Source organism: Kitasatospora sp. NPDC058190 (assembly GCF_042883685.1).
Taxonomy (GTDB): Bacteria; Actinomycetota; Actinomycetes; order Streptomycetales; family Streptomycetaceae; genus Kitasatospora.
In genome coordinates this window covers 1-22,449 of the sequence record NZ_JBHVVI010000109.1, presented here as the reverse complement: position 1 = coordinate 22,449, position 22,449 = coordinate 1, and the positions used below count along the sequence as shown (strand labels likewise).

Sequence of the window (22,449 nt, the reverse complement as noted above, 5' to 3'; positions counted from 1 at the left end):
GGCTGCGGACCGGGCCGACCTCGGTTGGCCCGGCGGGCGGTGCGGGCGTCAGGATGGGGGCATGCCCTTCACGTTCAGTCATCCCGCCGCCGTCCTGCCCCTGCTGCGTGCCGCCGGGGAACGAGGGCCCCTGGTGGCCTCGGCACTGGTGGCCGGGTCGATGGCGCCCGATGTGCCGTTCTTCGCCGAGTCGCTGCTGCCCGGGGCCTACGAGCACGGCGGGCTGCTGCACCGCTGGTGGGCGGTGCCGACGGTCGACGTGGCGGTCGCCGCCGCGCTGGTCGCGGGGTGGCACGGGCTGCTGCGGGCGCCGCTGGTGGGGCTGCTGCCCGAGCGGTGGGCCGGCGGCGCCGAGGCGCTGACGGTCCGCCGGGCCGGTGGCGGCGGCAGCAGGGGGAGGGACGCGGCGTGGTTCCTCGGGTCGGCGGCGATCGGCGCGGCCACCCACGTCGGCTGGGACGCGTTCACCCACGGTGACCGGCTGGGCGTACGGCTGCTGCCCGTACTGGAGCGGAAGGTGGCCGGGGTCCCGCTCTACGAGGCGCTGCAGTACGGGACTTCGGTGCTCGGTCTGGCCGCGATGGCCGGCTGGGCGGCGCGTACGGTGCGGGCGGTCGAGCCGGTCCGCCCCGCCGTCCGGCCTGCGGCCCGGACCCGGAGGGTGGCCGTCGCGGCGCTGGGCGCGGCGACGGCGGCCGGGGTGCTGCACCGGCTCAGCCCGCTGCGGCGGAACCTGGTCCCGGAGGTCTGCTTCGGCGCCGGGGCCGGACTCGCGGTGGGCGCGGTCGGCTACGCGGCCGTGGTGGCGGCCGCCCGCCGGTGGCGGGGCGGGCGGCCGGTGGCGGACCAGGTGGTCCGCACGGTCCCGACTGCCGTCAGGCAGAGCGCAGTTCGGCGTAGCGGCGCAGGAACAGCGCCTCGGTGAGGGCCATCCGCTCCAGTTCCTGCGGGTCGACGCTCTCGTTGACCGCGTGGATCTGGGTGGTCGGCTCCTCGACGCCGATCAGCACGATCTCGGCCTTCGGGTAGAGCGAGCGCAGGGTATTGCAGAGCGGGATCGAGCCGCCCTCGCCGGAGGCGACCATCGGGGTGCCGAAGGCCTCGGCCATGGCCTCGCCCATCGCCTCGTACGCCGGGCCGCTGGTGTCGGCGCGGAACGGGGCGCCGTTGCCCTGGCGCTCGATGGTCAGCCGGGCGCCGAGCGGGACCTGCGCCTCCAGGTGGGCGACCAGCGCGTCCTGGGCGGCGTCCGCGCTCATGCCCGGCGGGACGCGCAGGCTGACCAGCGCCTTCGCGGCGGCCTGGACGGAGGAGGTGGCGCCGATCACCGGCGGGGCGTCGATGCCGAGGACGGTGACGGACGGGCGGGCCCACAGCCGGTCGGCGATGGTGCCGGTGCCGGTCAGGGCGACGCCGTCGAGCACCTTGGCGTCGGCGCGGAACTGCTCCTCCGGGTACTGCACGCCCTCCCAGGTCTGGTCGGCGGTCAGCCCGGCGACGGCGACGTCGCCGTTCCCGTCGTGCAGCGAGGCCAGCATCCGGACCAGGCACTGCAGCGCGTCCGGGGCGGCGCCGCCGAACGCGCCGGAGTGCAGGTTGCCGCCCAGCGTGGTGACCGAGGCCTCGATCACCGTCATGCCGCGCAGCGAGGCCGTCACGGTGGGCAGGCCGGCGGCGAAGTTGCCGGTGTCGCCGATGATGATGGCGTCGGCGGCGAGCAGCTCGGGGTGGGCCTCGGCGTAGCGCTCCAGGCCGCCGGTGCCCTGCTCCTCCGAGCCCTCCACGATGATCTTCAGGCCGACCGGGTAGGCGTCCCCGTACACCTGGCGCAGTGCCCGCAGCGCGGTCAGGTGCATCAGGATGTTGCCCTTGCAGTCGGCGGCGCCGCGCCCGTACCAGCGGCCGTCACGCTCGGTCAGTTCGAAGGCGGGGCTGATCCAGGCGGCCTCGTCGAGCGGGGGCTGGACGTCGTAGTGCGAGTAGAGCAGGACGGTCGGGGCGCCCTCGGGGCCGGGCAGCTCGCCGTAGACGGACTGGGTGCCGTCCGGGGTGTCCAGCAACTGGATCTTGGTCAGGCCCTCGGCGGCGAAGGCGTCGGCGACCCAGCGAGCGGCCTTCTGGCACTCCTCGACCGGGAACTGGCGCGGGTCGGCGACCGACGGGAAGGCGACCAGTTCGGCGAGGTCGGTGCGGGCACGGTCCATCAGGGACCGGACGGCGTCGGCCAGGGGCTGTGACATCGGGGCTCCGAGGGGACGGGTCCGCCCGTGGGGTGGTCCGGGCGGAGGGGGCGGTTTGGGGTACCGCCGATCATAGGCGGAGGCGATTGTCGGGTGGTGCGGCGTCGGGGTGGCTGTGCGGACGCATAGGATTGCTCGACGTGACTGACTCCGGAAGCTCCGATTCCCGTAGCCCGCTCGACCGTACGACCGCGTCGGTTGGAGGTGAGGCGTCCGCGCAGGTGTCAACGGCGTCTTCGCAGGTGCCGACGGCGTCGACGGAGGTGCCAACGGATTCGGCGGCGGTGTCAACGGCTGCGGCGACTTCGGTGGCGTCGGGGGCCTCGGCCGCCTCGGCGGGACAGCTGGACGGCGTCTGGGACGTGGTGGTGGTCGGCGCCGGGCCGGCCGGGGCCTCCGCCGCGTACGCCGCCGCCGCGCGGGGCCGCCGGGTGCTGCTGCTCGACAAGGCCGAGCACCCCCGCTACAAGACCTGCGGCGGCGGCATCATCGGCCCCTCCCGGGACAGCCTGCCGCCGGACTTCGAGCTGCCGCTGCAGGACCGGGTGCACGCCGTCACCTTCGCGTACGACGGGCGGTACACCCGGACGCGTCGTTCCAAGCGGATGCTGTTCGGCCTGGTCAACCGGGACGAGTTCGACCTGCGCCTGGTGCAGGCGGCCAAGCAGGCCGGGGCGGTGCTGGTCACCGGAGTGACCGTCACCGGGGTCGAGCAGCGTGGCGGCGACCACCGGACGGCGCTGGTCACCGCGGCCGACGGACGCACCTTCGAGGCGCGCGCGGTGGTCGGCGCGGACGGCAGCGCGAGCCGGATCGCCCGGCACGTGGGCGTCACCTTCGACCAGATCGACCTGGGCCTGGAGGCGGAGATCCCCGTCCCGCCGCAGGTCGCCGCCGACTGGTCGGGCCGGATCCACCTCGACTGGGGCCCGCTGCGCGGCAGTTACGGCTGGGTGTTCCCGAAGACCGAGTCCAGCAGCCTGACCGTCGGCGTCATCTCGGCGCGCGGAGACGGCGAGCGGACCAAGCAGTACCTCGCCGACTACATCCGGCGGCTGGGCCTGTCCGGCTTCACCCCGCAGGTCGAGTCCGGGCACCTGACCCGGTGCCGGGCCGAGGACTCGCCGCTCTCCCGCGGCCGGGTGCTGGTCGCGGGCGACGCGGCCGGGCTGCTGGAGCCGTGGACCCGTGAGGGCATCTCCTACGCGCTGCGCTCGGGCCGGCTGGCCGGTGAGTGGGCGGTGCAGATCGCGGAGGCGGGCAACGCGGCGGCGGTGCGGCGCGAGGCGCTGAACTACGCGTTCGCCGTCAAGGCCGGGCTGGGCGTGGAGATGCGCGCGGGCAAGCAGCTGCTGGGCGCCTTCGAGCGGCGGCCGTACCTGTTCCACGCGGCGGTCTGCCTGGTGCCGGCCGCCTGGCGGGCCTTCGCCCGAACCACCCAGGGGCACACGAGCTTCGCGCAGGTGCTGCGGCAGTACCGGGCGGCGCGGCGGTTGGCGGCGATGGCCTCGCGGTAACGGATCTGCTGCCGGATGGGGCCGGCGTTCCTCCGTTCAGCGGAGTGAACGCCGGCCCCGTTCGCCGTGCGGGGTGGGTTGTTCGAGGCCGGCTACTCGAACCCGGCTACCTGAGTTCGGCTGACTTGAGTTCGGCTGACTTGAGCCCGGCTACTTGAGCCTGGTTACTTGAGACCGGCTACTTGAACCCGGTTACTTGAGGCCGGTGTCGAGTGCGGTCATGAGGGTGCCGGACGGGGTGTCGCCGGACATCTCCCAGATCATGCCGCCGAGCAGGTTCTTCGACTTGAGGTAGGCCGCCTTCTGGGCGATCGACCAGGCGTCGTCGAAGGTCCACCACTGGCCACCCGTGCCCGTGTAGCCGTACGTGGCAACGGACTTGGGGTCGTGGTAGACCGTGAGGCCGGGGACGCCGCTGATGAGGTTGTCGTAGCCGCGTGTCCCGGCCTCCTCGGCGAACTGGCCGGGGGCGGCGCCGTTCGCGGACTGCCAGGCGCCGTTGGCGCCGCCGTCCGCCACGCCTTGCCAGCCGCGTCCGTAGAACGGGAAGCCGATGGTCAGCTTGCGCGGGTTGAACTCCAGGGTCCAGCCGGACACGGCGGTGGCGTTGTCGTTGTGGACGATGTACGTGCCCTGCCACCAGGAGCCGTTGTCGGCGGTGGTGAAGGTGGCGGTGAGCTTGCCGGCGGCGTGCGCCGGCACGGCGAGCGCGGTCAGCGCCGCGAGCGGGAGGAGCAGGACGGAGAGCAGCGCCAGCAGTCTGCTGCGCACGCGCGGGCGTCCCGCCCGGGATCGAGCGGACATGGTTCTCCCTGTGGCTGTGGGGGTTGGACAGGGTGACGTAGAACCGGGGTGATCCGTGTGCGATCGGTGCCCGCGTCGTGGGGAGGCGGGGCATGGGCACTGTAGGAGGACTGGACCAATGCGTCAACAGGTCTGAACCATTGGGGAGTTTGGGCAGGTGGTGGGGGGTGTGGGTGTCGGTGTGGGGTTGGTGCGGGCGTCGGCTGGCGGAGTTCAGATGACAGATTTCAACATCTGTCATCTGTCATCTGAAATCTGTTCGCTGTCGCCTGTCGCCTGTCGCCTGTCGCCTGTCGCCTGTCGCCTGTCGCCTGCCGTCGGTCGTGCGCCGTGGGCCGTTCGCCGCCTGTTACCGGCCGCCGGCCAGCTCGTCCCCGAGCACGCTGCGCCGGTACAGCACCGAGCGGCCGTGCCGGGCGCGGGTGACCAGGCCGGTGGCCGCCAGGACGGACAGGTGCTGGCTGACCGCGCCCGGGGTGACGCCGAGGCGGTAGGCGAGGTCGGTGGTCGAGGAGGGCTCGGCGAGCAGGGCCAGCAGCCGGGCTTTCGGGGCGCCGACCAGCGACTCCAGGGCCGCCGACGCCACCGGCGCGTCCACGCCCGCGCCGCCCATGGCCGCCTGTCCGCGCGCCGGGTAGGAGATCTGCGGCTCCCGGTCCTTGCTGATCATGGTGATCGCCCCGCGCACGAAGCAGGTCGGGCTGAGGACCAGCCCGCGCCCGTCCACGGCGGTCTCCACGTCCCCGTCCCCCCAGCGCCGGTTGATCGACAGTACGCCGTCCGCCCAGTGCAGCCGGTGGTCCAGGTCCGCGAACAGCGCCGCCGCGCCCTGCTGGGCGAGTACCCGCGCCCGGTAGACCAGGTCCGCCTCCAGTACCGTGCGGGCCTGCGGCCACCAGCCGGGCGCGAGGCACGCCTCCCAGTACTCCTTCAGCGCGTCGGAGATCCGCGCCAACAGTCGCGCCGGATCGGCGAGTCCGTCGTCGAGCAGGGCGGGCAGCGGCTGCCCGTGCGACAGAAAGGTCTGCTCCAGCTCGCCGCGCAGCAGCTCCGGCGGCAGCGCGCGCACGACGGCCAGCTCGGCCCGGAAGTCGCCGGCGGCTGCCGTCGGGCGGGGCGTCAGGAAGTCGGGGACCCAACGGTTCTCGGCGACCAGCGCGAGCAGCAGGTGGCGCGATTCCAGCCGCTCGAAGGCGGGCCGGAGCTGCTCGAAGGCCCTGGTCTGGAGCGGGTAGACGCCCGGGTGGGTCCACATCCGCAGGCTGAGCACCGCCTCGTGGATCGGGGAGACGGCGAACCAGGTGGTGGCGAGGTCGGCCAGTCCGAGTGTGAAGCGGTGCACGTACGTCCCCCTCGTAAGATTCAGCCAGAGCCTAAAGGAATACCCTTGGCGGCCCGCCCAGCGGTGTGATCAGGGCATGACCACCAAGCCGGCGGAGTCCTCCGCACCGTCCTTCGCCCTGCCCTCGCACAACTCTGGCGGCCGCCTTCCCGCGGCTCTCCGGCGCCGACTGCACCCCGATCCGATGGTCCGTCGGCTGGCCGGGATCACCCTCGTCAACACGGTGGGCAACGGCCTCTCGTTGTCCGTCGCGGTGCTGTTCTTCACCCGGGTGCTCGGCCTGAGTGCCGCCCAGCTGGGCGGCGGGATGACCGCCGCCGGCCTGTGCGGGGTCGTCGCCAGCGTGCCGGCCGGCCGGGCCGCTGACCGCTGGGGCGCCCGGAGGGTGCTGGTGGTGCTGGTCGGGGTGGAGGCGGTCGGCACCGCCGGCTACGCGCTGGTGCACAGCTACCCGGCCTTCGTCGCACTGGCCTGCGCCGTGTCCGCCGTCGACCGCGGGTCGGCCGCCGTGCGGAACGCGCTCTACGCCGAGGTGCTGCCGGCCGATACCCGGGTGGCGGGCCGGGCCTACCTGCGGGTGGTGACCAACGTCGGCATCTGTCTGGGGACGGGGCTCGGCGCGATCGCGCTCCAGCTGGACACCCGGCCGGTCTACCTGACGGCGATCCTGGCCGACGCCGTCTCCTACGTGGCTGTCGCGGTGCTGTTCTACCGCCTGTCCGCCCTGTCCGCCCTGTCCGCCCTGGCCGAGCCTTCGTCGGCCGAGCCCGAGGCGAAGTCCGGTACGGAGACCACGTCCGGTACGGCGAACAAGTCCGCGACGGCGACCACGTCCGGCACGGCGAACCCGTCGGATCCCGGGGGCAAGGGCGTCAAGCACGGCCGACGGCGCAACCCGGCGCTGCGGGACGGCCCGTTCCTGGTCGTGACCGCGTTGTGCTCGGTCCTCGGCCTGCAGTTCGCCGTCCTGGAGGTGGGCGTTCCGCTGTGGATCGTCCAGCAGACCGACGCGCCGCGGATCACCGTCGCCGGCGCCCTGATCGTCAACACCCTGATGGTGATCGCCCTGCAGGTGCGGGCCACCCGGGGCACCGAGGAGCGGACGGCCGCCGCCCGGGCCTGCCGTCGCGCCGGACTGGTGCTGGCCGTCTCCTGCCTGGTCATCGCCTTCGCGCACGGCCTGCCCGGGATCCTCGCCGCCGTGGTGGCGCTCGCGGGGATCGCGTTGCAGTCGCTGGCCGAGGTGATGGGCCAGGCGGGCGGCTGGGCGCTGAGCTACGACCTCGCGGGTGAGGGTGAGCACGGCGCCTACCAGGGCGTGTTCAACGCGGGTTCGGCGGCCACGATGATGGCCGGCCCGGCGGTGGTCAGCACCGCGGTGATCGGCTTCGGGCTGGTCGGGTGGGCCGTCCTGGGCGCGGTGCTGGCGGCGGCCGGCCTGGCGATGGGCCCCGCCGTCCGGTGGGCCGGACGGCGGGAGCTGCGGCTCCGCGCGGCGTGACCGGCGGCTGCTCCGAGCGGCGCGAGCCGTCGTTACTCCCGGACCACCGCCATCGCCTCGATCTCGATCAGCACGTCCGGGCGGAACAGTGCCGCGACCTGCATGGCCGAGGCGGCCGGCAGCGGCAGGTCGCCCAGGTACGCGTCGCGGGCCTCCCGGATGGCCGGGAGGTAGGCGATGTCGGTCATGAAGAAGGTGAACTTCACGACGTCGGAGAAGTCGGCCCCGGCGGCGGCCAGGCAGCGGCGCAGGTTCTCGAAGACCTGCCGCGCCTGCGCCTTCGGGTCGCCCTCGCCGACCAGGTTCCGGTGCTCGTCGAAGGCGACCTGACCGGAGACCTGGACCAGTCGGCCGGTGCCGGTGACGACCTGGGTGTAGCCCGTCCCGGGGGCGACGCCGGGTGGCTCGGTGATGTGGGTGAGGTGCGTGGTGGTCATGGCGCATGATCGTGCGCCATCGCGCATCAGTATCGCAAGCGATTCCCCCTGGCGGCCTGCGGGTTGGCCAACCGGGCCGGCTCCAGCAGGGCGAGGCCGAGCTCCCGTCCGACCGCGTCGCCGAACAGCGGCCCGCCGTACACGTGCACCGGCGCACCGAGCAGCTCGTACGGGGCCTGCCAGGACGTCGCGGTGTGCGCCCGCAGGCCGCGCAGTCCGGCGGCGGTGCGCAGCTGGAGGCCGGTCCCGTTGATGCGCGGCGCTAGCAGCAGGACGGGGGATTCGGCGATCATGCCGCCCATGCTGCTGGGAGTGCGGCGGCCGCCACCAGCGGATTTCCGCCCGGCCACCGAGCAATCGGCTCCGGCCGGGGTGCGGTTGGCTCTGGCCGAGGGACGGGTGGGCGTGCCAGAGTCGTCCGGGCGCGGTCCGGGCACCCCGGCCCCGCGCCCGCAGTCCGACCCACCCTCAGCCGGAAGGCAGGCCCACTCCGATGACCAGCGCAGAGCCCCTCGTCCGCGTCAGCACCGTCGACGCCGTCACCACGCTCACCCTCGACTCGCCGCACAACCGCAACGCGCTCTCCTCCCGCCTGATGTCCGAGCTGCACGCCGGACTGGCGGTCGCGGCGGCGGACCGGGACGTCCGCGCGGTGGTGCTCACCCACACCGGCAAGGTGTTCTGCGCGGGCGCGGACCTCTCCGAGGCGACCGGCGCGGACCCGACGGTCGGCCCGCGCGGCCTGGTCGAGCTGCAGAAGGCGATCGTGGACTGCACCAAGCCGGTGATCGCCGTGGTCGACGGGCACGCCCGGGCCGGCGGCCTCGGCCTGATCGGCGCGGCGGACCTCGCCATCGCCGGACCGGCCGCGACCTTCGCCTTCACCGAGGTCCGGCTCGGCCTCGCGCCCGCCGTCATCTCGCTGCCGCTGCGCCCCAAGCTGGACCCGCGCGCCGCCTCCCGCTACTACCTGACCGGCGAGGTCTTCGACGCCGCCGAGGCGGCCCGGATCGGTCTGCTCACCCGGGCCGCCGAGTCCACCGAGGACACCGGAGTGGTGCTGAAGGGCCTGCTGGACGCGCTGCGCCAGGGCTCGCCGCAGGGGCTGGCCGAGTCGAAGCGGCTGGCCAACGCCGAGGTGGTGCGCTCCTTCCAGCGCGACGCGGACGAGCTGGTGCAGCTGTCGGCGCGGCTGTTCGGTTCGGCGGAGGCGCAGGAGGGCATGCGGGCGTTCCTGGAGAAGCGGCCCGCTGCCTGGGTGCGCTGAGTCGGCGTACGACCGGCCGAGTCGGCTCGGGGCGGCTGACTTGGCTCAGGACCGGCCGACTCGGTTTCGGACCGGCCGACTCGCCCGGGGTCAGCCGATCGCCGCGGTGTCCCGCCAGAGGTCGAGCAGGTCCCGGTCGCCGCTGACCTCGACCTGCCCGGCCTGCCCTGCAGGCTCCGCCTGCTCGGACCGCCCGCCCCGCTCGACCTGTTCGACCGTCAGCCGGTTCCAGAGCAGCAGGTAGAGCTGGTGGGCCGGTCCGGTGAGGGTCAGGTCGGCCGGCTCGGGGCACTCCTCGGTGCTGACGGACAGCGGCTCGTGAGTGATGGTCAGGCGCCAGGAGCCGGGGCCGTCGGTCGTCCGGACCTGGAAGGTGCGCAGGCGGTCGCTGCGCACCTTCGACCGGCTGCGGACCATGAAGCCGCGCAGCAGCTCGTCGATGCCGTCCAGGGCGAGCGCGGTGTCCACGGCCGGGCCCGGCGAGCCGGCCGCCGCGTCGGCGTCGAAGCGGTGGACGGCGGTCTCGTGCGCCTGACGCCGGGCCCAGAAGGCCAGCGGGCTGGGTGCGGGCAGGAAGCTCCAGCACTCCACCTCGGCGGGGGCCTCGGCGAGCGCCGCCACCAGTGCGGCGTGGCCCTCGCGGAACCAGTCGAGCAGTCCGGCGTCCGAGGGCGCCGGTCCGACGGCCTCCTGCTCGCCCGCCGGGTCCAGCGGTGCCCGCAGGCCCCTCGACGGGTAGGTGGCGGCCCAGCGGTGGACGTGGCCGACGTGCCGCAGCAGGTCGCGCAGCCGCCAGTCCGGGCAGGTCGGTACGGGGGCGGCGAGGTCGGTGCGGGCGGCGGCCTCGGTCAGCAGGGTGCCCTCGCGGCGCAGCGCGTCGATGTGTGCGGAGATCTCCATGGGACGGAGTCTTTCACCGTCGTCCGCCGTCGGTGGCGGATTTCGGACGGCCCTGGGGTCGGCGCGGGTGCGGCGGGTGCGGCGGGTGAGGCCGGCGCGGTGGGGCAGGTGAGGCCGGTGCGGGTGCGGCGGGTGAGATCGGTACGGCTGGGGCCGGTGGGGCTGGTGTGATGTCGACCTCCCGGCGCCCGGGCGGACGCTACGGGCCGGTAACGTGAGCGCATGCCGATAACCCGTTCGCTTCTCTCCGCCGTCCGGACCGGTGGCCGCCGGGCCGCCGGACGCCTCGTCCATCGGGGCTGGCGCTGGGTGCAGCGGACCGGCGGGGTCACCAACCGGAACCCGGGCCCGTACCGGTTCGGCGAGCTGGGGGACGGCACGACCCTCGCCTTCCCGCTCGGGGCGGTGTTCAACGAGCAGTGGATCACCATCGGGCCGTTCTCGATCATCGGTGAGCGGGTCACCATCAGCGCGGGCTTCCTGCCCGGCCTCGACCTCGGGCCGGAGCCGATCGTGCGGATCGGCGGCGGCTGCGTGATCGGGCGGGACAGCCACATCGTCGGCCACCAGTCGATCGTCATCGGCGACGACGTCTGGACCGGGCCCGGCGTGTACGTGAGCGACCAGGCGCACGAGTACCGGGACACCGAGCTGCCGATCGGCAAGCAGTGGCCGCGCAACGAGCCGGTGGAGATCGGCGCGGGCAGCTGGATCGGCACCGGCGCGGTGATCATGCCGGGGGCACGGATCGGTCGCAACGTGGTGGTCGCCGCGGGAGCCGTGGTGCGCGGCGAGGTGCCGTCCCACTGCGTGGTCGCCGGGGCGCCCGCCAAGGTGGTGCGCCGCTGGAGCGAGGAGGAGGGCTGGCAGCCGCCGCTGCGCCACGAGCCGCCCCGGCCGGTGCCGGACGGGGTGACGGCGGAACAGCTGCGCGCCCTGGTGGGCTGGGACCTGCGGCTGCCGGGGGAGCAGGGCTGAGGGCCGTCCAACGGTGTGTCGGCACCCTGCGACGTCGTCGTCGGGCCGCAACCTGATCCAGCCTGAACTCCCGGGTGGGGCTCACGCGTCGCTGTACTGCTGATTCCCGTTCGTCACCACGGCACCCGCGTCACCGTTCCCGGCGGTGCGGGTGCCGGGTGTGACTAACGCGCCGGGGAGGACTGTTCGGCGGCGCGCGCGGCGATGGCCGCGGTGATCCGCAGGACGTCGGCCGGGCGGGACGGGTCCAGGCCGGTGAGGACGGCGATCCGGCGCAGCCGGTAGTCCACGGTGTTCGGGTGCAGGTGCAGAGCGCTCGCGGTGTGGCGGCGGTTGAGGCCGCCGGCCAGGTGGGTGCGCAGGGTGGTGAGCAACTCACCGCCGTCGGCGAGCGGTTCGAGCAGTGCGGCGAGCCGGGAGCGGGCCCGACTGGGCCGGGTCAGTTGGTACTCCAGCAGCACGTCGTCGAGTCGGTGCAGACCGGTCGGTCGGCCGAACGCCCTTGCCACGTCCAGGACTTCGTAGGCTAGCGCGGCGGCGCCCGGCACCTCGGCCGGTACCGCGGCGGCCGCTCCGGCCAGCACGGGCGCCCCGGCGGCGCGGGCCGCGGCGGCGAGGGTGGCGGCGAGCTGCGGCCAGGGGGCTTCGGGGGCGGTGCCGTCGGCCGACTCGGATTCCGGGTCGAGCGGGACCAGGACCAGGCCGCCCGAGGGGGTGAGCGCGGTGAGCGCCGACTGCCGGGTGCGGTGGTCGAGTTCGGCGACGAAACGACGCAGCTTGCGGTGGGCGGCGATGGCTGGGTCGACGCCCGGGGCGTGCTCGTCCGGGTGGTCGGCGAGGGAGAGGCAGAGCGCCGCGTAGCCTGCCGGAAGCCGGATGCCCGCCCGGGCGGCGGCCTCCTCGGCCGGGGTGCCGGCGAGCAGCGTGGTGAGCAGGGACTGCCGGGCGGTGGAGTGTCGGTCTCCGGCCGGGCGCCGGCCGTCCAGGTAGCCGGCGCCGGCGGCGGAGGTGGCCTGGCGGAGCTGGTCGAGCAGCAGCCGGTTGAGCACCAGCAGGTCGGCGGCGTCACCGGCGTGGGCGTCCCGGGTGACGAACTCCCAACAGACCTCCAGCCCGAGGTGGTGGGCGAGCAGCACGGCGTCCAGCGGCAGGCCTTCCTCGGCGCGGCGCGCGGCGGCCTCCCGAACGGCGGTGAACTCCTCCGCGGGGGCGGGGAGTCCGGTGCGGACGGCGTGGGCGAGTGCGCGGATGCGGCGTTCGGTGTCCCGGGTGAGCTCGCCGGTGAGCTGCTCGCGCGGGAGGCGGCGGTAGACCGGCACGCGGTCCAGTAGGGCGGCGACCACGCCCTCGGCCAACTCGCGGGCGCCACCGAGGAGTAGGTGGTCGGCCGGGCGGCCGCCGATCACCGGTACGCGCCAGGTCGGCGTGGTTCCGGGGGTGTCCGGGGGCGTGCGGTGGGGTGCGTTGTGACCGGTCACAGAGAACACCGTCCAGGTCTGGGGAACGCCCAAGGGCCGGGCCGGAGGGGCGACCGCATGATTGAGCCACTCGGGTTACCTGTTGGTAACAAACTTCCGCTGTGGAGGCAACAGTTGAGAACCCCACTTCTCCGCTTCCCCGCAACTCCCTTGCGCCGTCGGCTCGGAGGATCCCTCGGCGCGGCCCTGCTGGCGGGCGCGCTGCTGGCGGGGGCGACGGCGGGCCCGGCCTGGGCCGCTCCGGCGGCCGCCGCGAGCCCGGCCGCCGCGAGCCCGGACGTCACCGCCGCTGCTGAACTGCCGCCCGACGGAGACTCGGTGGCCTCGCCGCCCGGCGCCGACGACTGGAACTGCCGACCGACCGCCGCGCACCCCAACCCGGTGGTCCTGGTGCACGGCACTTTCGCCAACCGCTACGAGAACTGGCTGGCGCTCTCCCCGCTGTTGAAGGGCCTCGGGTACTGCGTCTTCGCCCTCGACTACGGCACCATCCCCGGCATCACCTCCACCGGCAGCGGCCTGCTGCTGCCGATCGGCGGGCTCGGGCCGGTGCCCGCCTCGGCGGCCCAACTGGCGAGCTTCGTCGACCTGGTGCGCAACGCGACCGGCGCGGCCAAGGTCGACATCGTCGGACACTCGCAGGGCGGCATGCTGCCGAACTACTACCTGAAGTTCCTCGGCGGGGCCTCGAAGGTGGACAAGCTGGTCGGCCTGGCGCCGTCCAACCACGGCACGACGCTCGACGGGATCACCAAGCTCGCGCCGTACTTCCCGGGCGTCACGGACCTGGTCTACACGGTCTGCCAGGCCTGCCGTGACCAGGCGGTGGGCTCCGACTTCAACCGGACCATGGCGTCCCGGCCGGACACCGTGCCCGGGGTGAGCTACACGGTGATCTCGACGGTGTACGACGAGGTCGTCACCCCGTGGCAGACCCAGTTCCTGAACGGGCCGGACGTCGACAACGAGGTGCTGCAGGACCACTGCCCGATCACGCTCGCCGAGCACGTGGCGATCGCGTTCTCGCCGACGGCGCTGCACCTGGTGACCAACGCCCTGGACCCGGCGAACGCCACGCCGGTGCTCTGCGGCTGAGCGCTCGCTGCGACGATCGCCGTGACTGCCCGTGTCCCCGGCTGCCCCGGGGGCACGGGCGGTCGCGTTTCTCAGCGGGCGGTGCGGAAGGTGACGGCGGCGGTGGTGCCGTCGGCCGGGCGCAGCTCGTACGGACCGGGGGCGGTCAGCAGGGCGGCGTCGAAGCGGTCCAGTTCGGTGGCGTCGAGGGTCGCCGAACCGGCGAGGCAGACCAGCAGGACGGTCGCCGAGGGCGGGACCTCCACCGGGCCGGGCCCGCTACGCAGGTCGACGGTGGCCTCGACCCGGCCGCGACGGGTCATCACGTTGAAGTCCACCACCGGGCCGCCGAGCAGTCGGCAGTCCGTCGTGGCGTCGCCGGGGAAGGCGAACGGGCGCAGCGGTACGTCGACCAGTTGCTCGGTGCCGTCCACGGTGAGCGTCATGCCCGCGCCCTCGACCAGGGTGATCACCCGGTCGATGCCGGGGAACGGCGAGAAGGGCCCGGCGGAGGCGACGTCGGCGAGGCTGACCCGCCAGTCGAAGCCGTCCAGCCCGGCCCCGGCCGGGAACCCGGCGACCTCCCTGGTCACCCCGCCCCCGTTGAGCCATGCGGTGGCGGGGCGCTCGCTGGCGCGCAGTACCTGGATGCGTCCGGTGGTCGTCATGGGGCCGCATCCTGCCACCTTTGGGGCGGGTGTGGCAGCGGGGCGGGGGTGGGGGCGGCTAACAGCGAACAGGTAACAGATGTTGAAATCTGCCATCTGTTCGCCGTCATCTGTCCGTCACTGCCCCGCCTCCCCGCATCCCGGCAAGCCGCAGCCCGTCAGCGCCGCCCCACCACCAACGGCAGGAACGCCGCCGCCGTCGCCGCGAGGGCCACCGTGGTCAGGGCCAGCGGCAGTCCGGCCGCGTCGGCGAGGAAACCGATCACCACCGGTCCGATCAGCATCCCCCCGTACCCGAGCGTCGAGGCGAGCGCGACGCCCTGCGGGCCGCCCGTCGCGCCGGCCCGGGCGATGGCGAGCGGGAACAGGTTGGCCAGACCGAGGCCGACCAGCACGAAGCCGCCGATCGCGACCGGTACCGCCGGGGCCAGCGCCGCGACCAGCATGCCGACCGCCGCCGCCAGTCCGCCGAGCAGCATCAGCCGGTTCTGGCCCAGCCGGATGGACAACCAGGTGCCGCCGACCCGTCCGCTGGTCATCGCGAAGGCGTACGCGGCGTACCCGGCGGCGGCCGTTCCGGCGCTCGCGTGGACGTCGTCCGTCAGGTGCAGGGTGGTCCAGTCGGCGATCGCGCCCTCGCCGTACGCGGTGCACAGCGCGGTGAGGCCGAGCAGCAGCACCAGCAGCCGGACGTGGCCCCCGGTCGACCGGTCCGCCGAGTCTTCGGCGGATCGTTCCGGCGCAACCATCGGCGCCGCCGGGCTGCGCAGCAGCACGACGCCCGCGCCGACGGTGACGGCCAGGCCCAGCAGCCCGCCGAGCGCGAGCGCCCAGGCGGTGGTGAGCTGGTCGGCGAGCAGTCCGCCGAGGCCCGCGCCGAGCAGCCCGCCGAGGCTGTACCCGGCGTGGAAGCTGGGCATGACGGGCCGTCGCAGCTGTGCCACCAGGTCGACGGCGGCACTGTTCATGGCGACGTTGGCGCCGCCGTACCCGGCGCCGAACAGCAGCAGCACGCCCCCGAGCGAGAGCACCGAGTGGGCGTGCGCGGGCAGGGGGACGGCGAGGCTGAGCAGGGCGAGCGAGCCGACGGTGACCGGCCGCGAGCCGTACCTCAGACAGAGCCGGCCGACCAGCGGCATGGTGAGGACGGCTCCGATGGACAGGCAGAGCAGGGCCAGGCCGAGGGTGCTGTGCGAGGCGCTGACCTGGCTGCGGACGTCCGGGATGCGGACGACCCAGGCGGCGAAGAGGAAGCCGTCGACGGCGAAGAAGGCGGTGAGCGCGAGCCGCGCGGGGCTCCAGGGGCTGTCGGTCGCCGGGGTTGTGCTGCGAGACTGGAGGGGGGAGTTGTCGGGGCGCGGGTGGGAACGGATTTTGTTTCGAAGCGGCACAAAGTCACAATAGGGGCGTGCAGCTCTCACCTTCAAGCCCGAGGCCCCTCTCCGGGACCGACCCCGACGTGCCGCGCGACGCCCACCGCCGCGCGGCACCCGATCGCGGTCGGACGCTGCTCGGCCCCGCGCTCTCGCTCATCCACACCGGTCAGACGCCCACCCGCTCCGCGCTCACCCGCGCGCTGGACGTCACCCGGGCCACTGCCGGGGCGGTCACGGCCGAACTCGAGGCGCTCGGCCTGATCACCGTCGACTCCCGCCCGGCCGGAGGCGGCCGCGGCCGGCCTTCGCACCGGTTGGCGATCGACCCCCAGGGTCCGGTGGTGGTCGCCGGGCAGATCCACGCCGACCAGCTGAGCGTCACCCTGGTCGGCCTCGGCGGGCTGCTCGACCCGCCCGTCCACCTGCCGCTGCCCGCCGCCACCGACCCGGTCCGGATGCTGCGCGCGGTCGCCCAGGCGGGCGCCGAACTGGCCCGCTCCACCGACCGCCGCTGTCTGGCCGCCTCGCTCGCGCTGCCCAACCCCGTCACCGAGCCGGACGGCACCGCGCTGGCCGCGCTGCACTTCGCCTGGCCCAGTGGAACGCCGGTCGCGGACCTGTACGACGTCGAGGTCGGTCGCGCCGACCACGGTCCGAACGTCCTGCGCCCGCTGCCCACCTTCGTCGGCAACGACGCCAACCTCGCCGCGCTCGCCGAGTACCGCCACGGCGCCGGGCGCGGCGCCCGGCACCTGCTGCTGGTCACCTCCGGCCACAGCGGTGTCGGCGGCGCGCTGGTGATCGACGGCAACCTGCACACCGGCAGCGCCGGACTCGCCCTGGAGGTCGGCCACCTCACCGTCGACCCGCAGGGCCGCCCCTGCGTGTGCGGCAACCGGGGCTGCCTCAACGCCGAGACCGACCCCGACGCGCTGTTCGCCGCCGCCGGGCTCGCCCCGGAGCCGGGCCGCCCGCTGCTCGACCAGGCCCGCGAGCTGTGCTGGTCGGCCGCCACCGATGAGCGGGCGCGGGCGGCGGTGGAGCACGTCATCGACCGGCTCGGGCTCGGGCTGGCGGGCGTCGCCAACATCCTCAACCCGGACCGGGTGGTGCTCAGCGGCCTCCACCTCGACCTGCTGGAGGCCGCCCCCGACCGGCTGCGCGCGGTGGTCGCCGAGCGCTGCCTGTGGGGGCGCAGCGGACGGGTGCCGATCGTCGGGGCCGAGCTGGCGCACGGTGCGCTCGCGGGTGCGGCCGAGCTGGGCTGGGGGCCGTACCTGGCCGACCCGCAGTCGGTGCCCGTGTAGGGCGGGGTGTCCGTGTTGTCCGTGTAGCGGGAGGGGCGATAAGCGGAAGCTGGGCTTCTAGAAACGGTCACTTATCGTGACCCTCGTACACTCGTAGTGAGCAACGGGGGGCCGCAACGAGGGAGTAGTGACCAATGAGCACCCAGCCCGGTGGGATCCCCGGCATCGAGCCGACCGTCGACGTCGACCGCTCGGACCCGCAGTACCGCGCCTGGCTCAAGGAAGCGGTGCGCAAGGTCCACGCCGACGCCAACCGCTCCGCCGACACCCACCTGCTGCGCTTCCCGCTGCCGGCGGAGTGGGGGATCGACCTCTACCTCAAGGACGAGTCCACCCACCCGACCGGCTCCCTCAAGCACCGCCTGGCCCGTTCGCTCTTCCTCTACGGGCTCTGCAACGGCTGGATCCGCCCGGGCAAGCCGGTGATCGAGGCCTCCAGCGGCTCCACCGCCGTCTCCGAGGCGTACTTCGCCCAGCTGATCGGGGTGCCGTTCATCGCGGTCATGGCCAAGAGCACCAGCCAGGCCAAGATCGACCTGATCGAGTTCCACGGCGGCGAGTGCCACCTGGTCGAGCGCTCGGACGAGGTGTACGAGGCCTCCGCCCGGCTCGCCGAGGAGACCGGCGGGCACTACATGGACCAGTTCACCTACGCCGAGCGGGCCACCGACTGGCGCGGCAACAACAACATCGCCGAGTCGGTCTTCGCCCAGCTTCGCTTGGAGCCGCACCCCGAGCCGGCCTGGATCGTCGCCACCGCCGGTACCGGCGGCACCTCGGCGACCATCGCCCGGTACGTGCACTACATGCAGTACGACACCCGGATCTGCGTGGCGGACCCGGAGAACTCCTGCTTCTTCGACGGCTGGGTGAACCACGATCCGGACGCGGTCTGCGACAGCGGCTCCCGGATCGAGGGCATCGGACGGCCCCGGATGGAGCCGAGCTTCGTCCCCGGGGCGGTCGACCGGATGATGAAGGTGCCGGACGCCGCCTCGATCGCCGCGGTGCGGGTGCTGGAGCAGGTGCTCGGCAAGAAGGCGGGTGCCTCCACCGGAACGGGACTGTGGAGCGCGCTGCGGATCGTCGCCGAGATGCGGGCGGCCGGGCATGCGGGCAGCGTGGTCAGCCTGATCTGCGACCCGGGGGACCGCTACCTGGACAAGTACTACTCGGACGACTGGCTGGCGGGCGAGCGGATCGACATCGCGCCGTACCGGGCCGCCCTGGAGTCCTTCCTGAAGGGCGGCGCCTGGACGGGCTGAGGTTCCGTCAGGCTGCGAACGGATAACAGATTTCAGCAGACAGAATCTGAAATCTGAAATCTGTTATCTGTTCGCTGAAGCCTGTCAGTTGTCGGCTGCCAGCTGCCAGCTGCCAGCTGCCAGCTGTCAGTCGTCAGTCGTCACTCGGCCGCCGGATCACCGCCCGTCCACCCGTGAGGTCGATCCCCGTGCGCTTCGGCGCGCCGTCCTGCTCGTCGTCCCGCAACACCAGCTCGATCCGCCGCTGCTCCAGCTGCACCCGCTTGCTCGGGTACAGCAGCGCGTGCAGTTCCTCCGTCGCGGTCGCACCCGCACCGCGCCCACCGGCCGGATCCGCCGCCGGACGGGCGCGTAGTCGCCGTACCACCGCGCCCAGGAAGAACAGGACCACCAGCCCGGCCGGCAGCAGCAACCCGCCTGCCGCACCCGTCAGAAGTGTGCTCATGCGTGCCCAACGTCCCGCCGTCGACGGCGAGTTCCGAGGACCCTACGGAAGCGGCGCGGTCGGCAGATCCCCCGGCACCAGGAGTTGCAGCTCCTCCGTCGACGGGTCGGCCAGTGCCGCGACCCGTACCGCGTGGCGCTCGACCATCGTCTCGAACACCTGCCGCGCCGTGCGCCCGTTGCCGAAGTTGGGGCCGCGCTCCAGTCGGGCGAAGTGCTCCAGCAGCGCGCCCTCGGTCGCCTCGGTGAGCGCGTACTCGTGCTCCGCGCACTGGGCCCGGGCGATCTCCAGCAGCTCGTCCGCCGTGTAGTCGGAAAAGGTGATGGTGCGTGAGAAGCGTGACGAGACACCGGGGTTGGCGGACAGGAAGCGTTCCATCTCGGCGGTGTAGCCCGCCACGATGACGACCACCTCGTCCCGATGGTCCTCCATCAGCTTGACCAGGGTGTCGATCGCCTCGCGCCCGAAGTCCCGCCCGCCGTCCTCGGGCGCGAGTGCGTACGCCTCGTCGATGAACAGCACCCCACCGCGCGCCCGGTCGAAGGCGGCCGCGGTGCGGATCGCGGTGGAGCCGATGTGCTCGCCGACCAGGTCGACCCGGGCCACCTCGACCAGGTGTCCGCGCTGGAGCACCCCGAGCGAGGCGAGGATCTCGCCGTACAGTCGGGCGACGGTGGTCTTGCCGGTTCCGGGGGCGCCCGTGAAGACCAGATGGCGGCGCAGCGACGGCGCCTTGAGCCCGGCCTGGCGGCGGCGCCGGCCGACCGAGATCAGGTCGATCAGGGTGCGCACCTCCTGCTTCACCGTCGCCAGCCCGACCAGCGAGTCCAGTTCGGCGAGCGCCTCGTCGGCCGGCCGGCAGTCCGGGATCGGCGCGATCGCGGCACCGGCCGGGGCAGCCGAAGCGCCCGAAGGAGCGGCCAACACGGGTACGGCGGCGCCCAGTTGGGTCGACCGCGGGGCCGGAACCTCGGCGGCCGAGCCCGCGGCGGCGGTCGGCCCGACGTCGTCCGAGGTGCACCCCTCGGTGACCGGGCCCGGTTCGGAGAACTCGAACCCGGCCCGCTCGTTCTGTTCCGCCCGGCACCGGGTGAGCTGGGTGCGGCACCCGTCGATGATGTGGAAGCCGAAGCCTTTGCCGTGCGAGACCCGACAGTCCTCGAAGGTGCCGCGCCCCTGCGCCGAGACGTACACCCCGGCGTCGGTGCTGGCCCGCACGGTGCAGTCGCGCAGCACCGGGTCGGCGCCCTTGGTGACGATGACGCCGGTGGCCACGTCCGAGATCTCGCAGCCGGTGAGCAGTCCGCCGCTGCCGTGGTCGCGGAACCAGAGCCCGGTGCCGGCCTCCTGCACCCGGCAGCCGGCCAGGGACACCGTGGCCCCGCCGCTGACCGAGACCGCCGAGCTGCGGATCCGGCTGAACGAGCAGCCCTCGGCGACGGCGGCGGAGTCCCGGTCGAGGACGAACAACGCGTCCGGCAGGTCGTGCAGCGAACAGTCGGTGAGGGTGAGCCGGGCGCCGTCGCTGACCCACAGCGCCGGGTACTCGCCGGTGGAGCCGTGGATCTGGCAGGACTCGGCGACGGCCTCGGTGCCCTGGTCCCAGACCGACAGCGCGCCGCGCCCGAAGTCCCGCACGGTGCTGTGGGCGAGGCTGAGCCGGGAGCGTCCGCGCAGGTCGGCGCCGTTCTCCGGCAGGTCGTGCACCCGGCAGCCGGTGAGCACGAGCTCGGCCTCGCCGTCCAGGGTCAGGCCGTTGCCGGTGACCCGGTGGATCTCGCAGTCGACCAGCCGCCCGCCCGCCTGGGCTTCGGCCTGGACGCCGCTGCCGCGGATCTCGTAGATCTCGCAGCCGGTCAGTTCGGCCGCGCTGCCCGGGTCGGAGAGCAGCACTCCGGCACCGGAGGCGTGGTGGACGCGGCAGCGGTCCAGCGCGGCGGTAGCGCCGCCGAGGACGGCGAGCCCGGCCTGGCCGGCCGCGGCGACCTCGCAGTCCTCGAAGGCGGCGGCGGTGCCCTCGCCGCGCAGTCGCAGCCCGAGCCCGCCGGGGTTGGCGACCACGCAGCCGCGCAGGGTCGGCCGGGCGCCGTCGGTGACCTCGATCCCGGTGGCGGAGCGGGTCTCGACCCGGCAGCCGCTGAACGCGGGCGCCGCCTGCGGCCCGGTGACCAGCACGGCCGGGGTGGAGCTGTCGCCACCCTCGATCACCAGGTCGCGCACGGTCGCGGCGGCGGTCACGGTGAGCGCCACCCCGGAGGTCGGCTCGATCCGGACGGTGCCCGGGCCCTGGGCCGGAACGATCGTCACCGGCTTGTCCAGCAGCACGTTCTCCCGGAAGGTCCCCGGCCGGACGGTCACGGTGTCGCCCGCCTCGGCGGCCGCCAGGGCCTCCGCGAGCGTGTCGTACTCGCCCGCGCGGCGACGCCAGCGGGATGCGCTGTCCTGGGTGACCCGGACCCTGTGCTCAGCCATGACGGTCTGTCGTCCCCACCTTCGTCGTGCCGGCGATCAACGGGCCGTACGCGCGGGGTGCGCGGGCCGTCCGCCCACCGTAGCGCGCCCGTCTGGGTGCTCCGGCCGCCCTCGGTCGCGCGGACACCGGTAGCGCCCATCGCGGCCACAGGTTCCGACCACTTGTTCAACGAGCGCGCACAGTCGGGGTTCCGTACCGGTGCCCCGGAAGTGGAGCGGGTGCGGACGCCCCGGGAGCGGTGCGCATGCCGACGAGCCGGAACGAGCGTGCGACCCGGGGCAGGGGAGGGCGCTCAGCGCCCGTCGGCCGGCCAGTGTGCCCCGTCCTCCAGCACCTCGACGTCGTCGCCGAGCCGCAGCGTGCCGAGCACGTCGCCCTCGACGCCGGCGGGGCGCTCGGGGATGAGGTTCTGCCCGAACGCGGCCTTGCGCAGCAGCCGGTGGTGCCGGGCCAGGGTGCGCAGCGGCTCGGGGCCGCGTCGCTCGCCGCTCTCCTGGTCGGTGGTGGTGATCACGCAGCGGCCGCAGGGCTTGACCACCTTGAAGGTGAGCGAGCCGATCCGGATCCGGCGCCAGCCGTCCTCGGCCCAGGCCTCGGAGCCGCCGACCACCACGTTGGGGCGGAAGCGCTCCATCGGCAGGGCCTCGTGGCCCTCCGGGTGTTCGGCGGCGATCAGCTCGTTGAGCCGGTCGAGGGAGGCGGTGGTGGTGAGCAGCAGCGGGAAGCCGTCGGCCATCGAGACGGTGTCGCCGGGCCGGCCGTACTCGGGGTCGACGGGCCGGGCGCGCGGGTCGTCCAGGTGCACCAGGCGGTAGTCGCCGAGGTGCTCGGCGATCCACTCGTGCGCATCCTTGGCGGCCTCGACGGCGCGGAAGCGGGTGCCCCAGACCTCGACCTCGGCGAGCGGGTCGCCGGCCGCGACGGCGGGGGCGGCGACCTCGATCCGGGAGCCGCCGGGGGCGGTCAGCGACAGCGCGCCGTCGGGCAGCAGGGCGACCCGGATCTGCCCGAGCGCGGCGTTCTCGCGCTGGCTGACGAAGCGTCCGGTGGGGTCGGCGAGCATCCAGCGGCGGTCTCCGGCCAGCCCCCACGGCTGGACCGCGGCGGTGTCCGGGCTCAGGCGGTACATCGACTTGACGGGGTAGACGTGGAGTCCGGTGAGGTGCATTCCCCCATCCTGCCAGCAGCGCGGTGGGCATCCGAACGGCCCCCGGACCGCCCCGCACGCGCGCGACTCCCCGCACGCCCGCGCCCTCCGGACCCCCTGAGCGCACGGACCGCCCGGAACGCCGGGGGGGGCGGTCCGGGCGGTCCCTGGGTGCCCCGGTTCTCCGGTAGCCCGGCGTTGAGGGGTCGCCGGGGGGTGGTCCGGTGGTG

Annotated in this window: 19 protein-coding genes and 1 pseudogene; 8 read left to right on the top strand and 12 right to left on the bottom strand. The window is 74.0% G+C overall.

What is annotated here, in order from left to right; all coding sequences use genetic code 11:
• The first annotated feature begins 61 nt into the window (after positions 1–61).
• On the top strand, positions 62–925 hold the full coding sequence (locus ACFVWU_RS35360; RefSeq protein WP_387628519.1) for a DUF4184 family protein: 864 nt from the start codon (positions 62–64) through the stop codon (positions 923–925).
• Here ACFVWU_RS35360 and ACFVWU_RS35355 read toward each other — a convergent pair.
• Positions 876–2,240 carry a dipeptidase gene (locus tag ACFVWU_RS35355; RefSeq protein WP_387628517.1) on the bottom strand — a complete coding sequence of 455 codons (1,365 nt, stop codon included), beginning with the start codon at positions 2,238–2,240 and terminating at the stop codon, positions 876–878. The genes ACFVWU_RS35360 and ACFVWU_RS35355 overlap by 50 nt on opposite strands.
• Before the next feature lie 308 nt (positions 2,241–2,548).
• Here ACFVWU_RS35355 and ACFVWU_RS35350 point away from each other — a divergent pair, with 308 nt between their 5' ends.
• Positions 2,549–3,757 carry a geranylgeranyl reductase family protein gene (locus ACFVWU_RS35350; protein ID WP_387628514.1) on the top strand — a complete coding sequence of 403 codons (1,209 nt, stop codon included), beginning with the start codon at positions 2,549–2,551 and terminating at the stop codon, positions 3,755–3,757.
• A 192-nt stretch (positions 3,758–3,949) separates the two neighbouring features.
• Here ACFVWU_RS35350 and ACFVWU_RS35345 read toward each other — a convergent pair.
• Both ACFVWU_RS35345 and ACFVWU_RS35340 read right to left on the bottom strand, forming a co-directional pair.
• A pseudogene (locus ACFVWU_RS35345) lies at positions 3,950–4,393 on the bottom strand (glycosyl hydrolase family 18 protein); the annotation flags it as partial.
• A gap of 517 nt (positions 4,394–4,910) precedes the next feature.
• On the bottom strand, positions 4,911–5,903 hold the full coding sequence (locus ACFVWU_RS35340; RefSeq protein WP_387628512.1) for an ArsR/SmtB family transcription factor: 993 nt from the start codon (positions 5,901–5,903) through the stop codon (positions 4,911–4,913).
• A gap of 76 nt (positions 5,904–5,979) precedes the next feature.
• Between ACFVWU_RS35340 and ACFVWU_RS35335 the strand changes: the two genes are divergently transcribed.
• Positions 5,980–7,404: an MFS transporter gene (locus ACFVWU_RS35335; protein WP_387628510.1), complete on the top strand. Its 1,425-nt coding sequence runs from the start codon at positions 5,980–5,982 to the stop codon at positions 7,402–7,404.
• A 32-nt stretch (positions 7,405–7,436) separates the two neighbouring features.
• On the opposite strand, the gene ACFVWU_RS35330 is transcribed toward ACFVWU_RS35335, so the two are convergent.
• Together ACFVWU_RS35330 and ACFVWU_RS35325 are read right to left on the bottom strand one after the other, a co-directional pair.
• Positions 7,437–7,841, bottom strand: coding sequence for a RidA family protein (locus ACFVWU_RS35330; RefSeq protein ID WP_387628507.1), 405 nt, complete (start codon positions 7,839–7,841; stop codon positions 7,437–7,439).
• Positions 7,842–7,867: 26 nt separating this feature from the next.
• Positions 7,868–8,134: a hypothetical protein gene (locus tag ACFVWU_RS35325; protein ID WP_387628504.1), complete on the bottom strand. Its 267-nt coding sequence runs from the start codon at positions 8,132–8,134 to the stop codon at positions 7,868–7,870.
• A 200-nt stretch (positions 8,135–8,334) separates the two neighbouring features.
• On the opposite strand from ACFVWU_RS35325, the gene ACFVWU_RS35320 reads away from it, so the two are divergent.
• Positions 8,335–9,108 (top strand): enoyl-CoA hydratase family protein, encoded by a 774-nt coding sequence (locus ACFVWU_RS35320; RefSeq protein ID WP_387628502.1) that lies wholly within the window; start codon positions 8,335–8,337, stop codon positions 9,106–9,108.
• 90 nt (positions 9,109–9,198) lie between these two features.
• On the opposite strand, the gene ACFVWU_RS35315 is transcribed toward ACFVWU_RS35320, so the two are convergent.
• On the bottom strand, positions 9,199–10,008 hold the full coding sequence (locus ACFVWU_RS35315; RefSeq protein WP_387628499.1) for a maleylpyruvate isomerase family mycothiol-dependent enzyme: 810 nt from the start codon (positions 10,006–10,008) through the stop codon (positions 9,199–9,201).
• Between the two features lie 222 nt (positions 10,009–10,230).
• Between ACFVWU_RS35315 and ACFVWU_RS35310 the strand changes: the two genes are divergently transcribed.
• Entirely contained in the window at positions 10,231–10,986 is a 756-nt protein-coding gene (locus ACFVWU_RS35310; protein ID WP_387628498.1) for an acyltransferase, read from the top strand.
• A gap of 164 nt (positions 10,987–11,150) precedes the next feature.
• Here ACFVWU_RS35310 and ACFVWU_RS35305 read toward each other — a convergent pair whose 3' ends face one another.
• Positions 11,151–12,464 (bottom strand): PucR family transcriptional regulator, encoded by a 1,314-nt coding sequence (locus ACFVWU_RS35305; RefSeq protein WP_387628496.1) that lies wholly within the window; start codon positions 12,462–12,464, stop codon positions 11,151–11,153.
• Positions 12,465–12,578: 114 nt separating this feature from the next.
• Here ACFVWU_RS35305 and ACFVWU_RS35300 point away from each other — a divergent pair, with 114 nt between their 5' ends.
• A complete protein-coding gene (locus ACFVWU_RS35300; RefSeq protein WP_387628493.1) occupies positions 12,579–13,559 on the top strand; it encodes an esterase/lipase family protein in 981 nt (326 codons plus the stop codon).
• A gap of 71 nt (positions 13,560–13,630) precedes the next feature.
• Here ACFVWU_RS35300 and ACFVWU_RS35295 read toward each other — a convergent pair whose 3' ends face one another.
• Both ACFVWU_RS35295 and ACFVWU_RS35290 read right to left on the bottom strand, forming a co-directional pair.
• The gene (locus tag ACFVWU_RS35295) at positions 13,631–14,206 is read right to left on the bottom strand and encodes a HutD family protein (RefSeq protein WP_387628489.1); all 576 of its coding nucleotides are present in this window, start codon (positions 14,204–14,206) and stop codon (positions 13,631–13,633) included.
• 158 nt (positions 14,207–14,364) lie between these two features.
• Positions 14,365–15,597: an MFS transporter gene (locus tag ACFVWU_RS35290; protein ID WP_387628487.1), complete on the bottom strand. Its 1,233-nt coding sequence runs from the start codon at positions 15,595–15,597 to the stop codon at positions 14,365–14,367.
• Positions 15,598–15,665: 68 nt separating this feature from the next.
• Between ACFVWU_RS35290 and ACFVWU_RS35285 the strand changes: the two genes are divergently transcribed.
• Both ACFVWU_RS35285 and ACFVWU_RS35280 read left to right on the top strand, forming a co-directional pair.
• On the top strand, positions 15,666–16,889 hold the full coding sequence (locus ACFVWU_RS35285) for an ROK family protein (protein ID WP_387628532.1): 1,224 nt from the start codon (positions 15,666–15,668) through the stop codon (positions 16,887–16,889).
• 134 nt (positions 16,890–17,023) lie between these two features.
• The gene (locus ACFVWU_RS35280; RefSeq protein ID WP_387628485.1) at positions 17,024–18,154 is read left to right on the top strand and encodes a PLP-dependent cysteine synthase family protein; all 1,131 of its coding nucleotides are present in this window, start codon (positions 17,024–17,026) and stop codon (positions 18,152–18,154) included.
• Positions 18,155–18,287: 133 nt separating this feature from the next.
• Here ACFVWU_RS35280 and ACFVWU_RS35275 read toward each other — a convergent pair whose 3' ends face one another.
• From ACFVWU_RS35275 to ACFVWU_RS35265, 3 genes are all read right to left on the bottom strand, one after another.
• The gene (locus ACFVWU_RS35275; protein WP_387628482.1) at positions 18,288–18,599 is read right to left on the bottom strand and encodes a DUF6191 domain-containing protein; all 312 of its coding nucleotides are present in this window, start codon (positions 18,597–18,599) and stop codon (positions 18,288–18,290) included.
• Positions 18,600–18,641: 42 nt separating this feature from the next.
• Entirely contained in the window at positions 18,642–21,071 is a 2,430-nt protein-coding gene (locus tag ACFVWU_RS35270; RefSeq protein WP_387628481.1) for a right-handed parallel beta-helix repeat-containing protein, read from the bottom strand.
• 293 nt (positions 21,072–21,364) lie between these two features.
• Positions 21,365–22,240, bottom strand: a complete 876-nt coding sequence (locus ACFVWU_RS35265) for an MOSC domain-containing protein (protein ID WP_387628478.1) — start codon at positions 22,238–22,240, stop codon at positions 21,365–21,367.
• Between the last annotated feature and the right edge of the window lie 209 nt (positions 22,241–22,449).

What these genes read in the sequence shown, in the direction of transcription:
- ACFVWU_RS35275 (WP_387628482.1), bottom strand. Translation starts at nt 18,599, where the DNA reads ATGAGCACACTTCTGACGGGTGCGGCAGGCGGGTTGCTGCTGCCGGCC.
- ACFVWU_RS35335 (WP_387628510.1), top strand. Translation starts at nt 5,980, where the DNA reads ATGACCACCAAGCCGGCGGAGTCCTCCGCACCGTCCTTCGCCCTGCCC.
- ACFVWU_RS35360 (WP_387628519.1), top strand. Translation starts at nt 62, where the DNA reads ATGCCCTTCACGTTCAGTCATCCCGCCGCCGTCCTGCCCCTGCTGCGT.
- ACFVWU_RS35355 (WP_387628517.1), bottom strand. Translation starts at nt 2,240, where the DNA reads ATGTCACAGCCCCTGGCCGACGCCGTCCGGTCCCTGATGGACCGTGCC.
- ACFVWU_RS35310 (WP_387628498.1), top strand. Translation starts at nt 10,231, where the DNA reads ATGCCGATAACCCGTTCGCTTCTCTCCGCCGTCCGGACCGGTGGCCGC.
- ACFVWU_RS35295 (WP_387628489.1), bottom strand. Translation starts at nt 14,206, where the DNA reads ATGACGACCACCGGACGCATCCAGGTACTGCGCGCCAGCGAGCGCCCC.
- ACFVWU_RS35315 (WP_387628499.1), bottom strand. Translation starts at nt 10,008, where the DNA reads ATGGAGATCTCCGCACACATCGACGCGCTGCGCCGCGAGGGCACCCTG.
- ACFVWU_RS35280 (WP_387628485.1), top strand. Translation starts at nt 17,024, where the DNA reads ATGAGCACCCAGCCCGGTGGGATCCCCGGCATCGAGCCGACCGTCGAC.
- ACFVWU_RS35325 (WP_387628504.1), bottom strand. Translation starts at nt 8,134, where the DNA reads ATGATCGCCGAATCCCCCGTCCTGCTGCTAGCGCCGCGCATCAACGGG.
- ACFVWU_RS35270 (WP_387628481.1), bottom strand. Translation starts at nt 21,071, where the DNA reads ATGGCTGAGCACAGGGTCCGGGTCACCCAGGACAGCGCATCCCGCTGG.
- ACFVWU_RS35320 (WP_387628502.1), top strand. Translation starts at nt 8,335, where the DNA reads ATGACCAGCGCAGAGCCCCTCGTCCGCGTCAGCACCGTCGACGCCGTC.
- ACFVWU_RS35265 (WP_387628478.1), bottom strand. Translation starts at nt 22,240, where the DNA reads ATGCACCTCACCGGACTCCACGTCTACCCCGTCAAGTCGATGTACCGC.
- ACFVWU_RS35330 (WP_387628507.1), bottom strand. Translation starts at nt 7,841, where the DNA reads ATGACCACCACGCACCTCACCCACATCACCGAGCCACCCGGCGTCGCC.